The sequence below is a fragment of the Variovorax sp. EL159 genome (genome assembly GCF_900100965.1).
GTDB lineage: Bacteria > Pseudomonadota > Gammaproteobacteria > Burkholderiales > Burkholderiaceae_C > Variovorax.
In genome coordinates this window covers 152,881-166,284 of the sequence record NZ_FMUJ01000003.1, presented here as the reverse complement: position 1 = coordinate 166,284, position 13,404 = coordinate 152,881, and the positions used below count along the sequence as shown (strand labels likewise).

Sequence of the window (13,404 nt, the reverse complement as noted above, 5' to 3'; positions counted from 1 at the left end):
CTTTGCACCGGCACACGCCTGTCCTGCAAGCGCTGCGTCACGCCATCGCACCGCACTCGCGATAACCCCTAGGTCGCGCGCGTCGCCTTGCAGAAAACGCGAGATTGCGATTTTCTGCAATCCGAACGACGCAAAGCGGCATCGTGCAGATGGCGATCGATTCCTAACATTGGCATCGCAGGCAACAGCCTTCGAACCCAAGACCAACGAGAGACAACGCCATGTACATGACCCAGGCATTGCACCGCGCCGTGCAGCAAATTCCCGACAAGGTGGCCGTGCGCTTCGCCGGCCGTACGCGCACGTTCCGTGCGTATGTCGAGCGCGTTGCCCGCCTCGCGGGGGCCCTGCAGCAGCTCGGCATGAAGCCGGGCGACCGCGTGGCGATGCTGGCGCTCAACTCCGACCGCTACCTGGAGTACCAGATGGCCGTGCCCTGGGGCGGCGGCGTGCTGAACCCCTGCAACATCCGCTGGTCGGCCGCCGAGATTCTCTATTCTCTGGAAGACTCGGGCTCGACCATCCTGCTGGTCGACGAAGCCTTCCGGCCGATGGTCGAAAAGATGCGCGGCGAATCCAGGAGCCTGCGCGAAGTGATCTATTGCAGCAGCGGCCAGGACGACGGCGAACTGCCGCCCGGCATGCACGGCTATGAAGCGCTGCTGGCTGCGGCCTCGCCCGTTCCCGATGCGGTTCGCCGCGACGAAGACCTGGCCGGCATCTTCTACACCGGCGGCACCACGGGCTTTCCCAAGGGCGTGATGTTGAGCCACACCAACCTGTGCAGCTCGGCCATGGCGATGCAGGCCGAAGGCCTCGCGCCCTCCAGCGGCAACTACCTGCACGCGGCGCCGATGTTCCACCTGGGCGACATGGGCCTTGCCATGCCGCACTGGCCCGCCGGCAACACGCACACGATCATCCCGATGTTCAGTCCGCAGGGCGTGCTCGATGCGATCGAGCGCGACCGCGTGACCAACACGCTGCTGGTCCCCACGATGATCCAGATGCTGGTCGACCATCCGGCGATGAAGGAGCCGCGCGACCTCGGCAGCCTGAAGTGCATCTTCTACGGTGCGTCGCCGATGCAGGAGGCCGTGCTGGAACGCGCGATGGCGGCCTTTCCCCACGTGGAGTTCGTGCAGGGCTACGGCATGACGGAGCTTGCGCCGCTGGCCACGATCAACCCGCCCAGCTCGTACACGGCCGAGGGCCATCGCCTGGGCCGGCATCGTTCCGCGGGGCGCGCGAGCGTCTGCATGGAAGTGCGCATCGTCGACCCCGCCGGCATCGAAGTGCCGCGCGGCACGGTGGGCGAAGTCGCAGTGCGCGGCCCCAATGTCATGCAGGGCTACTGGGACAAGCCGGAGCAGACGGCCGCCGCCGTGCGCGACGGCTGGATGCACACCGGCGACGGTGCCTGGATGGACGATGGCGGCTACATCTTCGTGGTCGACCGCATCAAGGACATGATCATCAGCGGTGGCGAGAACGTCTATTCGGCGGAAGTCGAGAACGCCATCACCCAGCACCCCGCCGTCGCGGCCTGCGCGGTCATCGGCATTCCCAGCGACGAATGGGGCGAGAGCGTGCACGCGGTGCTGATCCTCAAGCCGGGGCAGAGTGCCCAGGCCAACGAAATCATCGCCCACTGCAAGACGCTGATCGCGGGCTACAAGTGCCCGCGCAGCGTGGCCTTCGTCGAGGCGTTGCCGATGTCCGGCGCCGGCAAGGTGCTCAAGACCAAGCTGCGCGAGCCCTTCTGGCAAGGCCGTCAGCGCAACGTCGCCTGACCCCGCCGCCCTTCTCTTTTTTCTTTCACACCCTCAGGAAATTCCCATGAGCCGCGATGTCTTCGTCACCGGGGTCGGCATGATCCCCTTCACCAAGCCGGGTGCCAGCGCGCCCTACCAGGAGATGGCTGCCGACGCCACGCGCCGCGCGCTGCTCGATGCCGGCATCGGCTACGAGCTGGTGCAGCAAGCCTATGTGGGCTACGTCTATGCCGATTCGACCGCGGGCCAGAGCGCGCTCTATGAGGTCGGCATGACCGGCATCCCGGTCGTCAACGTCAACAACAACTGCTCCACCGGCTCGACCGCCCTGTTCCTGGCGCGCCAGGCCGTGGCCAGCGGCGCGGCCGACTGCGTGCTGGCACTCGGCTTCGAGCAGATGAGCCCGGGCGCACTGGGCTCGGTGTTCAGCGACAAGCCCAGCCCCTTCGCGCGATTCGACAAGGCCACTGACGAACTGGTCGGCGGAATCGACATTCCCCTGGCACTGCGCTACTTCGGCGGTGCGGGGCTGGCGCACATGCAGCAGTACGGCACGCAACTCTCGACCTTCGCGAAGATCCGCGCCAAGGCCAGCCGCCATGCCGCGAACAACCCGTTGGCCCTGTTCCGCAACGTGGTGACCGAAGACGAAGTGCTGGCCACGCCCGTGATGTGGCCCGGCGTGATGACCCGCCTGATGGCCTGCCCGCCCACCTGCGGCGCAGCCGCCGCCATCGTCTGCTCCGCCGAGTTCGCGCAGCGCCACGGGCTGAACCGCAGCGTGCGCATCAAGGCGCAGGCCATGACCACCGACCGCCCCGTCACCTTCGAGGCGCGCGACATGCGCGAGGTGGTCGGTTTCAGCATGGCGCAGGAAGCCGCGCGCCAGGTCTACGAAGCAGCAGGCGCGGGTCCGCAAGACATCGACGTGGTCGAGTTGCACGACTGCTTCGCACACAACGAACTCATCAGCTACGAGGCGCTGGGCCTGTGCCCGGTGGGCGGCGCGGAGAAGTTCGTGGTCGACGGCGACAACACCTACGGCGGCAAGGTGGTCACTAATCCTTCGGGCGGTTTGCTTTCGAAGGGACATCCGCTCGGGGCCACCGGCCTTGCGCAGTGCACGGAGCTGGTCCAGCAGTTGCGCGGCACAGCCGAGAAGCGGCAGGTCGAGGGTGCGCGGCTGGCGCTGCAACACAACCTCGGGTTGGGTGGTGCCTGCGTGGTCACGCTGTACGAACGCGTCTGAACAAAACGACAAACCAAGGAGACCTTCTCATGATCGACAAGAAATGGATCGGCCACGCGCTGCCCGCATCGGTGCTGCCCATCGAGCGCACCCGGCTGCAATTCTTCGCCAAGGCCATCGGCGAGACCGACCCGGTCTACACCGATGCCGCCGCCGCGCGCGACGCCGGCTACCCCGATCTGCCCGCGCCACCCACCTTCCTGTTCGCGGCCGAACTGGACTCGGGTGCTTCGGACCGGTTGCTCACCGACCTGCAGATTCCGCTGGCCAAACTGCTGCACGGCGAGCAGAGCTTCAGCTACCACCGCCCGGCCTGCGTGGGCGACACCGTGACGGTGCGCTCCACCATCAGCGACATCTACGACAAGAAGAACGGCGCGCTCGAGTTCGTCGTGAAGACCGCGCGCGCCACCAACCAGCGCGATGAACTCGTGGCCGAGCTGCGCACGGTCATCGTCTGCCGCAACTGATTGAAAGAAACAAGCCCATGACTTCACCCACCTTCGACAGCGTCAAAGTCGGCGACGAACTTCCGCCCGTGCAGTTGCCGGCCGTGAACCGCACCGCGCTTGCGCTCTTTGCCGGCGCCTCGGGCGATCACAACCCGATCCACATCGACACCGACATGGCGCGCCGCTCCGGCATGCCCGACGTGTTCGCGCAGGGCATGCTGGGCATGGCCTGGCTCGGCCGCGTGCTGACCCAGTGGGCACCGCAAAGCCGGCTGCGCCACTTCGAGGCGCGCTTCCAGGGCATCACGCACCTGGGCAACGCCATGCGCTGCAGCGGCCGCATCGCGGAGAAGACCGAGCGTAACGGCGAACGCGGCGTGCGCATCGAGCTGCAAAGCACCAACCAGTTCGGCCAGACCAAGATCGTCGGCGAAGCCTTCGTCGCACTGCCCTGACAACCACACCTCCAGAAAGAACACCATGACACGCAAACTCGAAGGCAAGGTCGCCCTCATCACCGGTTCGGGCCGCGGCATCGGCCGCTCGATCGCGCTCAAGCTGGCCAGCGAAGGCGCACGCATCGTCGTCAACGACCTGGACACAGCACCCGCGCAAGAGGCCGTGCAGGCCATCCGCGAAGCCGGCGGCCAGGCCGTGGCCTGCGTGGGCAACGTCGCGGCGCCCGACTTCGCCGAACGCTTCGTCGGCACGGCCGTGAGCGAATTCAAGGGCCTGGACATCATCGTCAACAACGCCGGCTACACCTGGGACAACGTGGTGCAGAAGATGACCGACGAGCAGTGGTACGCCATGATCGACGTGCACCTGACGGCGCCGTTCCGCATCCTTCGTGCCGCGCAGCCGGTGATCCGCGCGCTCGGCAAGGCAGAGACCGAGGCCGGACAGCGCGTGATGCGCAAGGTCGTCAATATCTCGTCGATGGCGGGCCTCTTCGGCAACGCGGGCCAGACCAACTACGCGGCGGGCAAGGCCGGCATCGTTGGCATGACGCAGACGCTGGCCAAGGAATGGGGGCGCATGAACGTCACCGTCAACTGCGTGGCCTACGGCCTCATCAAGACCCGCCTGACCGGCAACGCCGCCGAGGGCGGCACGGCCAACATCGACGGCCGCGACATCAAGGTGGGCGTCAACCCCGACCTGATGGCCGCGATGGAACGCGGCATCCCGCTCGGACGCGGCGGCACACCCGAAGAGGCTGCGGGTGCCGTGTACCTGCTGTGCGTGCCCGAGTCCGACTACATCAGCGGCCAGACGCTGGTGTGCAGCGGCGGCCTGACGGGGTTCTGAGCGATGACCGCGACTGTCCGGAGCGAGGTGCACGAGGGCATTGCGACGCTCACGCTCGATCAGGCGCAAACCCTCAATGCCTTGGCCCCGCCGCTGCTCGAAGCGCTGCTGGCGGCGCTACGAGCATGCGCGGCGGACGATCGCGTGCGCGCGATCGTGCTGACGGGCGCGGGCCGCGCCTTCTCCGGCGGGGGCGACATCGGCTACTTCGGCGAGGTGCTCGCTGGCGGGCCGGCCCATGCGCAGGAAGAGATCGGGCGCGGCATGGAAGACGTAGGCAACCCCATCACGCAGGCCATTGCCGATTGCGCGGTGCCGGTGGTGGCCGCCGTCAACGGGCCGTGCGTGGGCGCCGGCGTGGGCATCGCGCTGGCGGCCGACGTCGTGATCGCGGCGCGCTCGGCCTACTTCCTGGTGCCGCAGGTGTCGCAGCTGGGGGCCGTGCCCGACCTGGGCGCGACCTGGTCGCTGCCCCGGCTGCTCGGCCGCAGCCGCGCGCTCGGCATGGCGTTGCTCGGAGAACGCATCGACGCAGCAAGGGCCGAGCAATGGGGGTTGATCTGGCGTTGCGTCGACGATGCGGCCCTGCCCGAAGAAGCCCATGCCATCGCCAAGCGGCTGGGCAATGCATCGGCAGCAGCCCTGCGCGACACGCGGCAACTGATCGACGCCGCGAGCGACAACACGCTGGCCCGACAACTGAGCGACGAATGCGCGGCCCAACGCCGGCATGTGGCCGGTGAATTCTTCAACAACGCCTGTGCGCGCTTCCTTGCGCGTGCCAGGTCCGACTGACCCCTGGGAGAAACATGCTGCCGCAGCTCTACCGCCATCGCTGGATGGACGAAGAAATCGACGCCTTTCGCGAACAGGCACGCCGCTACATCGCTGGCGAACTCTCGCCACATCTTGAAGGCTGGCGCCGCCAGGGCTTCATTCCGCGCGAGGTCTGGCGCCCGTTCGGGCAGATGGGTTTTCTGCTGCCCGAGATCGACGAGGCCTATGGCGGTGCCGGCGCTTCGCTGGCCTACCAGATGGTGGTGCAGGACGAACTGGCCAAGGCCGAGGTTCCAGCCAACACCGGCGTGCACAACCTGGCCGCGCACTACATCCTCGACTACGGCACCGAGGCGCAAAAGCAGCGCTGGCTGCCCAAGCTCGCCAGCGGCGAGCTGTTCGCCGGCATCGCGCTCACCGAACCCGGCTGCGGCTCCGACCTGAAGGCGTTGCGCACGCGCGCCCGGCGCGAAGGCGATCACTACGTGATCGACGGCGCCAAGACCTTCATCACGAACGGCTTCTCCGGCAACCTGCTGGTGGTGGCCGTGCGCACGGGCGAGGCAGGCAGTCGCGGCGTGTCGCTGATCGTTCTGGAGACCGAAGACCTGCCGGGCTTTCGCGTCGGCCGGCGACTCGAAAAGCTGGGCCAGCATGCGTCCGATACGGCTGAGATCTTCTTCGACGGTGTGCGCGTGCCGGCCGACCATCTGCTTGGCGGGAAGGAAGGCGACGGCTTCATCCAGCTCATGAGCCAGTTGTCGTACGAACGCATGTTCCTGTGCGTGCCGGCCGCCGCAGTGATCGAACGCGCGGTGGAGTTGGCGGTGGACTACACGCAGCAGCGCAAGGCCTTCGGGCAGACGGTGTTCGACTTCCAGAATACGCGCTTCAAGCTCGCCGAATGCGCGACCATCGCGCACGTCGTGCGCACCTTCGTCAACGACTGCATCCAGCGCATGGTCGACGGCACGCTCGACCAGGAAGCCGCCTACATGGCCAAGCTGTGGTGCACCGAGCAGCAAGGCAAGGTCACGGACGAATGCCTGCAGCTCTTCGGCGGCTACGGCTACATGGTCGAGTACCCCATCGCGCGGATGTATGCAGATGCGCGCGTGCAGCGCATCTACGGTGGCACCAGCGAGATCATGAAAGACTTGATTTCGCGCAAGCTCGGCGCGCAGGCCCGGGGCACCTGAGGCCCGAACGGGCCTTTCGATCACCGGCCGACAAGCCTGCGCGTTGAAGCCGCCGGGGCGAGGCTCGACAAGTCGAGCGTCACCTCGGGCACGCGCGCTGCGCGCAGATCCGGCACGGCCGCCATCAGCGCCTGCGTGTAGGCGTGCTTCGGCGCATCGAGCACCTCACCCGCAGGCCCCTGCTCCACCAGCCGCCCACGCTGCATCACACCCACGTCGTCGCACATGTGGCGAATCACCGCGAGGTTGTGGCTGATCAGCAGGTAGGTCAGCCCGAACTCGTCCTGCAGGTCACGCATGAGGTTCAGCACCTGCGCCTGCACCGACACGTCGAGCGACGAGGTCGGCTCGTCGCAGACGATGAACTCGGGCTGGCTCGCCAGTGCCCGCGCGATGGCGATGCGCTGGCGCTGGCCGCCGGAGAACTGGTGCGGGTAGCGCCGGCCGTCATCGGGCGACATGCGCACGCGGCGCAGGGCCTCGACCACGCGCGCTTCGGTTTCCTCGGCGCTGCCGGCCAGGCCCAACACTTCGACCGGCTCGGCGATCAGCCGGTCCACGCGCCAGCGCGGGTTGAGGCTGGCATACGGGTCCTGGAAGATCATCTGGAAGCGCCGTCGCAGCGCAGCAGTCTGCGCGATGCCGCCCCAGCGGTCGATGCCGTCGAACAGCACTGCACCTTTGGTCGGCCGCGTCAGGCCCGCGATCATGCGTGCCACTGTCGACTTGCCGGAGCCCGACTCGCCGACCAGCCCGAAGGTGCGGCCGCGCGCGATGTCGAAGTGCACATCGTCGACCGCGTGCAGCACCTTCTTCGGCTGTCGCGCGAGCGTGCGAACGAGCCAACTTGCGGACAGGTCGAACTCGCGCGAAAGGCCTTGCACACGGATCAGCGGTGTGCCCTCTTTTGCTGCCGGGCGCGACTCGATCTCTGCTGATGGCAGCACAGCGGGCGCGGCAATGTCCGCACCGACCTCCGGCACCGGCAACCGGTGCAGCCTGCGACGCACCGAAGGAATCGCGGCCATCAGCGCGCGGGTATAGGGCTCACGCGGGTTGTCCAGAATCTCGCGCACCGGGCCGGTCTCCAGCACGCGGCCCTGGTACATCACCATCACCCGGTCGGCGGCCTCGGCAATCACGCCCATGTCGTGCGTGATGAGCATGGCGGCAGTGCCGCGCTCGCGGCAGATGCGACGGAACACGCGGATCACCTGTGCCTGCACCGACACGTCGAGCGCGGTGGTGGGCTCGTCGGCAATCAACAGTTGCGGCTCGGCGCACAGCGCGAGCGCAATCGCCACGCGCTGGCGCATGCCGCCCGAGAACTGGTGCGGGTACTGGTCGATGCGGCTTTCGGGGTCCGGAATTTCCACGTCAGCCAGCAGCGCCAGCGCGCGCTTGCGCGCCTCCTGCTCGCTCACGGGAAGGTGCGTGCGGATGGTCTCGATCAGGTGCCTGCCTATCGGGTAGACCGGGTTCAGGCTGGTCAGCGGGTCCTGGAACACGCTGCCGATGCGGCGCCCTCTCAGGCGGCGCATGTCTTCGCCGCGCAGGGTGTCGATGCGCTCGCCGTGCAGTTCAACGGTGCCGCCGGCGATGCGCCCCGGTGGTGGCACCAGCCCGATGACGGCGGCGCCGACCATCGACTTGCCTGCCCCCGATTCGCCGACCACGCCAAGAATCTCGCCCGGCGCGATCTCGAAGGACACGACATCAAGCACGCGCACGGTGCCCCGGTGCGTGTCGAATTCCACGCCCAGGTCACGCACCCGCAGCACAGGTTGCGCGAGCACCCGGCCCTCCGACCATTCATCGCGCCCGCTCATTGCAGCCTCGGGTTCAGGGCGTCGCGCAACCAGTCGCCCACGAGGTTGACCGACAAGGCCAGCGCCAGCAGCACCAGCCCGGGGAACAGCAGGATCCACCACTCGCCCGAGAACAGAAAGCCCTGCCCGATGCGGATCAGCGTGCCCAGCGACGGTTGCGTGGGCGGCAGCCCGACACCCAGGTACGACAGCGTCGACTCCGCCACGATAGCCAGCGCAAAGCTGATGGTGGCAATCACCAGCACCGGCGCCAGCAGGTTCGGCAGGATGTGCCGCACCAGGATGCCGGTGCGCGAGCGGCCGATGATCTGCGCGGCCGACACGTAGTCCTTGTGCTTCTCGACCATCACCGCGCCGCGCACCGTGCGCGCGTACTGCACCCATTCCGACAAGCCGATGGCCGCGACGATCACGTACACCGCCATGTCGTCGCGGTAGCCCTCCGGCAGCAGGCCGCGCGCAATGCCGAAGATCAGCAGCGCCACCAGCAACACCGGAAAGGTGAGCTGTACATCGGCCACGCGCATCACCAGCGTGTCGAACCAGCCACCCGCGTAGCCCGCCGCCAGCCTGAGCGGCACGCCGATGGCCAGCGACAGCGCCACCGCGCTCACGCCCACCAGCAGCGACATGCGCAGTCCGTAGAGGATGGCCGAGAACACATCGCGCCCCTGGTCGTCGGCGCCCAGCGGATAGAAGGCGCCCGATGCGCCCTGCTGCCCCGGTGGCGTGAAGGCATCGATCAGGTCGAGGTTGGCCGGATCGAATGGGTTCTGCCGCGCGATCCACGGCGCGAACAGCGAAGCCACGGCGATCAGCAACAACACCAGCGCGGCCAACTGCACGGTGCGCGATCGCGCAAAGGCGCGCAGCACCGATGAATCGGCGTTGCGCCAGCGGCGCGATGCATCCGCGGCGGTCGAGGAAGGAAGCGTCATCAGGGAAGGAAGAGAAAAGAAGGTTCAGGCACGCCGAAGGCGCGGATCGACCAGCACATACAGCAGGTCGACGACAAGGTTGATCCCCACATAGAGCAGCGCGATCAGCAACAGGTAGGCCGCGACCACCGGCACGTCCACCCCCTGGATCGAGGAGATGAACAGCAGGCCCACGCCCGGCCACTGGAACACCGTCTCCGTGACGATGGCAAAGGCCACCAGCGAGCCGATCTGCAGCCCGGTGATGGTGATGACCGGAATCAGCGTGTTGCGCAGCGCATGCCCGTAGTTCAGGTCGCGCTCGCGCAACCCGCGTGCGCGGCCGAAGCGGATGTAGTCGGCGCGCAGCACTTCGAGCATTTCGGCGCGCACCAGCCGCATGATGAGCGTGAGCTTGTACAGGCCCAGCGTCAGCGCTGGCATCAGCAACGAGGCCCAGCCCGACGCGGTGAGCAGCCCCGTGCTCCAGCCGCCGAGCTGCACCGTGTCGCCGCGCCCGAACGACGGCAGCCAGCGCAGCTCGACGGCAAAGAGGTAGATGAGCCCGATGCCGATCAGGAAGGTGGACAGCGACACGCCCACCAGCGACACGGTCATGACCACGCGGCTGGCCACACTGTCGCGCCGGATCGCGGTGTACACGCCCAGCACTACCCCGCCCGCCACCGCCAGCACCGAGGCCACCAGCGCCAGTTCGAGCGTGGCCGGCAGCCGCTCGGCGAGCAGCTCGACCACCGGCCGCTTGAGCCGGTACGACACGCCCAGGTCGCCCTGCAGCGCATGCCCCACGTAGCGCAGGTACTGGATGGGAACCGGGCGGTCGAAGCCCAGCTCGGCCGTCAGCGCCGTGCGCTCTTCCACCGTCGCGTCTTCGCCGAGCAGGCTGATGGTCGGATCGCCGATGTGGCGAAACACCAGGAACGAGACGAAAGACACCGCCAGCAGCACCAGCACGGACTGGCCGAGCCGGCGCAAGAGATGAACCAGCATCGCGCGGTGCCGTTACTTCTTGCCCACCTTCACGTCCCTGAAATAGACGTTGCCATCGGGGTTGACCGGAATGTCCAGGCGCGGGTTCGACGCGAAGTTGAGCACCTGGTCGTGCAGCGCGATGTAGATGCGCTCCTTTTGCACCGTCTGCCAGATGCTCCTGATGGTGGCGTCGCGCTTGCCCTTGTCGCTTTCGGAGGCCAGCGATGCGATCTGCGCATCGACCTCGGGTTTGCTGTAGCCGGTGGCATTGGTCGGGCCGCGGCCGTCCTTGCCGCGCGTGTAGACCAGGTAGTCGAAGATGTACGCCGAGTCGAAGGTCGGCACGCCCCAGCCGAAGAGGTAGAAGTCGGTGTCGGCCGTGTTGATGGCCGTGCTGTGCAGCGCGATCGGGCGCGCCGCCACCGTGGTCTTGATGCCGATGCGGCCCAGGAAGCCCGACACCGCGGTGCTGATCGCCTCGTCGTTCACGTAGCGGTCGTTCGGCGTGTGCAGCGTGATCGAAAAGCCGTTCGGATACCCGGCCTCGGCCAGCAGCTTCTTCGCCTGCGCGGCGTTGGCCTTCGGGTAGGCCGCAAAGCTCTTCTCGTAGCCGTGCACGAACGGCGGCGCGATGATGCCCGAGGGGTTCGACAGGCCGCGCATCACGGCCGTCTTGATCGCATCGCGGTCGATGGCCAGCCCGATGGCTTCGCGCACGCGCGGGTCAGCCAGCGGGTTGCGGCCCTTCACGTCCGAGTACTTGAGTTCTTTCGCGCCCACGTTCAGGCCCAGGAAGATCGATCGGTTCTCGGGCCCTTCGGTCACGCGCAGGCGCTTGTCGGCCTTGAGCCGGCCCACGTCCTGCGCGGGCAGGTCCTGCACGAAATCGACCTCGCCTGAGAGCAGCGCCGCCACGCGCGTGGCGGGCGACTTGATGGGCACGTAGACCAGCTCGGTCACCTCCAGCGGGAACTGGCCTCGGCCCCAGTACTGCGGAAACTGCTTGAGCACCGTGCGCGTGTCGACCTCGCGCGAGGCCAGCACATAGGCGCCCGTGCCGTTCTCGTTGCGGGTGGAAAAGTTCTCGGTCTTGTTTGCCACGTCCTGCGACTGCTCGGCCTTGTTCGCCTTCGCCCACGCTTCGCTCAGGATGAAGATGTTCGTGAGGTTGTTCGGAAAGATCAGGTTCGGCCCCTTGGTCTTGATCTGCACCGTGAGCGGATCGACCTTCGTCACCTCGGCCACCGACGTCAACAGCGACTTCAGGGCCGACGTGGGCGCCTGTGCCCGCTTGATCGAGAACACCACGTCGTCGGCCGTGAGCAAGGAACCGTCATGGAACTTGACGCCGGGGCGCAGCTTGAACTCCCACACCGTCGGATCGGCCGTGAGCTTCCACGAGGTGGCCAGCGCGGGCCGCAGCTTGCTGTCGCCATCACGCAAGACCAGCGGTTCGTAGATCTGGTGCAGCAACGCGAAGTTGGTGCCGGTGTTGACCGCATGCGGGTCGAGCGTGGCCGGGTCGGCGCTGCGTGCCCATCGCACGGTTTCGGCGGAAGCGACGGACGCTTGCAGCAGGCCCGCAGCCAGCAGGGTCGCGGTCAGAAGTTGTCGGAGCATGAAATCCCTCGGGGTGTTCTTGTGAAAGAGAAACGGGCGGATGGCCATGGCTTGCATGACATCGCCCGTTGCTGCGAGAAACGACTTTGCCGCGCCCTGCGCAATACCCAAAGAAGGAGTCCGCATATGGAAATTCGGTGCCATGTACGCCGATGCGTGGCGCAAAAAAAAGCGAGCACCAGGGCTCGCCAAAAGTCGTCCGTCGAATCGGCCGCAAGACGCGACCCGACGCCGACTCACCTCGAACTCCTCCGTGAAAGATCCATGCCCTCAGCGAGCGTGCCACCCCAGTTCGGGCGCGATGCGCGCGGACAGATCGGTCAGGATCTGCGCGTACTCTTCGCTGCTGAAGTTGTAGGGAAGCTCCGCGCGCAGCTCGCTCACATGCGGCAGCACCGGGTCTTTGCGCAAGCGCTCCAGGATCTCGTCGGCACTGCCCACGAGGTCGGTCGCGAACAGCGTGCGACGCTCGCCCTGCGGCGCCAGGGTGCGCTCGATGCGGCCCGCCGCGAACTCGCGGTAGCGCTTGCGCGTGGCGGCATCGGCGCTGTCGAGCGGCACGATGACGCGGCCCAGCGCCACCCTGCCCTTGCGCAGTGCCTCTTCGCTGGCACGGTAGCGCTCGATGAGGCCCGACTGGGCCTGCAGGAAATCGTCGGTGGTCTCGCCCGACAGCACGTTGCCCAGCAGCAGGTTGAAGCCATTGCGCCCCGCCCACTCGACCGAGCGCAACGAGCCGCCGCCATACCAGAGCCGGTCGACCAGGCCCGGCGCATGAGGCTGCACGCGCGGGCGCACGCGGCCGCCGGCCGACTCGACGAAGGTGTCTTCATCGCCCAGCAGCACGTCCTCGAGGTTGGCCCGCAGCCGCCCCACCCGCTTGTGCGTGAAGTCGATGGTGTTCGGCGCCGTGTCGTAGAAGCGGTTGCCGAGCAGCGCGCCATGCAGCGGCGCACCCGCGCTCAAGCCCACCTGCAGGCGGCCGCGCGAGAGCACGTCGACGGTGGCCAGGTCTTCGGCCAGCCGGAACGGGTTCTCGTACCCCATCTGGATCACGGCGGCGCCGAGTTCGATTCGCTGCGTGCGTTGCGTCGCGGCGGCAAGGAAGGTCGAAGCCGACGAAACGCCGCGCTCCAGGTGCCGCTGGCGCACCCAGGCGCCGTCGAAGCCGAGCTTTTCGCCGAACTCGAAGAGCTTCAGCGCGGCTTCGAGGCCGGCCAGCGGATCGGCCTCGGCATAGTTGCCGGGCGTGAGAAAGCCAAGGTGTCGAATGGTCACGGTG

12 protein-coding genes are annotated in these 13,404 nt (G+C 67.3%); 7 read left to right on the top strand and 5 right to left on the bottom strand.

The features are described from left to right. Nucleotides 1–221 precede the first annotated feature (221 nt). The 7 genes from BLQ28_RS12930 to BLQ28_RS12900 are packed head-to-tail and all read left to right on the top strand — an operon-like array spanning nt 222 to nt 6,763. Complete coding sequence (locus tag BLQ28_RS12930; protein WP_093239718.1) at nt 222–1,793, top strand: long-chain-fatty-acid--CoA ligase; 1,572 nt, start codon at nt 222–224, stop codon at nt 1,791–1,793. Nucleotides 1,794–1,839: 46 nt separating this feature from the next. Beyond that, nucleotides 1,840–3,024 carry a lipid-transfer protein gene (locus tag BLQ28_RS12925; RefSeq protein ID WP_093239716.1) on the top strand — a complete coding sequence of 395 codons (1,185 nt, stop codon included), beginning with the start codon at nt 1,840–1,842 and terminating at the stop codon, nt 3,022–3,024. Between the two features lie 29 nt (nt 3,025–3,053). Further along, nucleotides 3,054–3,494 (top strand): MaoC family dehydratase N-terminal domain-containing protein, encoded by a 441-nt coding sequence (locus BLQ28_RS12920; RefSeq protein WP_093239715.1) that lies wholly within the window; start codon nt 3,054–3,056, stop codon nt 3,492–3,494. A gap of 17 nt (nt 3,495–3,511) precedes the next feature. Then, entirely contained in the window at nt 3,512–3,931 is a 420-nt protein-coding gene (locus BLQ28_RS12915; RefSeq protein ID WP_093239713.1) for a MaoC family dehydratase, read from the top strand. Between the two features lie 25 nt (nt 3,932–3,956). Further along, complete coding sequence (locus BLQ28_RS12910; RefSeq protein WP_093239712.1) at nt 3,957–4,787, top strand: SDR family NAD(P)-dependent oxidoreductase; 831 nt, start codon at nt 3,957–3,959, stop codon at nt 4,785–4,787. A gap of 3 nt (nt 4,788–4,790) precedes the next feature. Next, nucleotides 4,791–5,582, top strand: a complete 792-nt coding sequence (locus BLQ28_RS12905) for an enoyl-CoA hydratase/isomerase family protein (protein WP_093239710.1) — start codon at nt 4,791–4,793, stop codon at nt 5,580–5,582. Between the two features lie 14 nt (nt 5,583–5,596). After that, on the top strand, nt 5,597–6,763 hold the full coding sequence (locus BLQ28_RS12900) for an acyl-CoA dehydrogenase family protein (RefSeq protein WP_093239709.1): 1,167 nt from the start codon (nt 5,597–5,599) through the stop codon (nt 6,761–6,763). Nucleotides 6,764–6,783: 20 nt separating this feature from the next. On the opposite strand, the gene BLQ28_RS12895 is transcribed toward BLQ28_RS12900, so the two are convergent. The 5 genes from BLQ28_RS12895 to BLQ28_RS12875 form a co-directional block, all read right to left on the bottom strand. Continuing rightward, complete coding sequence (locus BLQ28_RS12895) at nt 6,784–8,592, bottom strand: dipeptide ABC transporter ATP-binding protein (RefSeq protein WP_093239707.1); 1,809 nt, start codon at nt 8,590–8,592, stop codon at nt 6,784–6,786. Then, nucleotides 8,589–9,530, bottom strand: a complete 942-nt coding sequence (locus BLQ28_RS12890; protein WP_093239705.1) for an ABC transporter permease — start codon at nt 9,528–9,530, stop codon at nt 8,589–8,591. The genes BLQ28_RS12895 and BLQ28_RS12890 overlap by 4 nt, the downstream gene beginning before the upstream one ends. Nucleotides 9,531–9,554: 24 nt before the next feature. Beyond that, a complete protein-coding gene (locus BLQ28_RS12885; RefSeq protein WP_093239704.1) occupies nt 9,555–10,520 on the bottom strand; it encodes an ABC transporter permease in 966 nt (321 codons plus the stop codon). A 12-nt stretch (nt 10,521–10,532) separates the two neighbouring features. Then, nucleotides 10,533–12,122 carry an ABC transporter substrate-binding protein gene (locus BLQ28_RS12880; RefSeq protein WP_093241592.1) on the bottom strand — a complete coding sequence of 530 codons (1,590 nt, stop codon included), beginning with the start codon at nt 12,120–12,122 and terminating at the stop codon, nt 10,533–10,535. Nucleotides 12,123–12,392: 270 nt separating this feature from the next. Beyond that, on the bottom strand, nt 12,393–13,400 hold the full coding sequence (locus tag BLQ28_RS12875; RefSeq protein WP_256327281.1) for an LLM class flavin-dependent oxidoreductase: 1,008 nt from the start codon (nt 13,398–13,400) through the stop codon (nt 12,393–12,395). Nucleotides 13,401–13,404 lie beyond the last annotated feature (4 nt).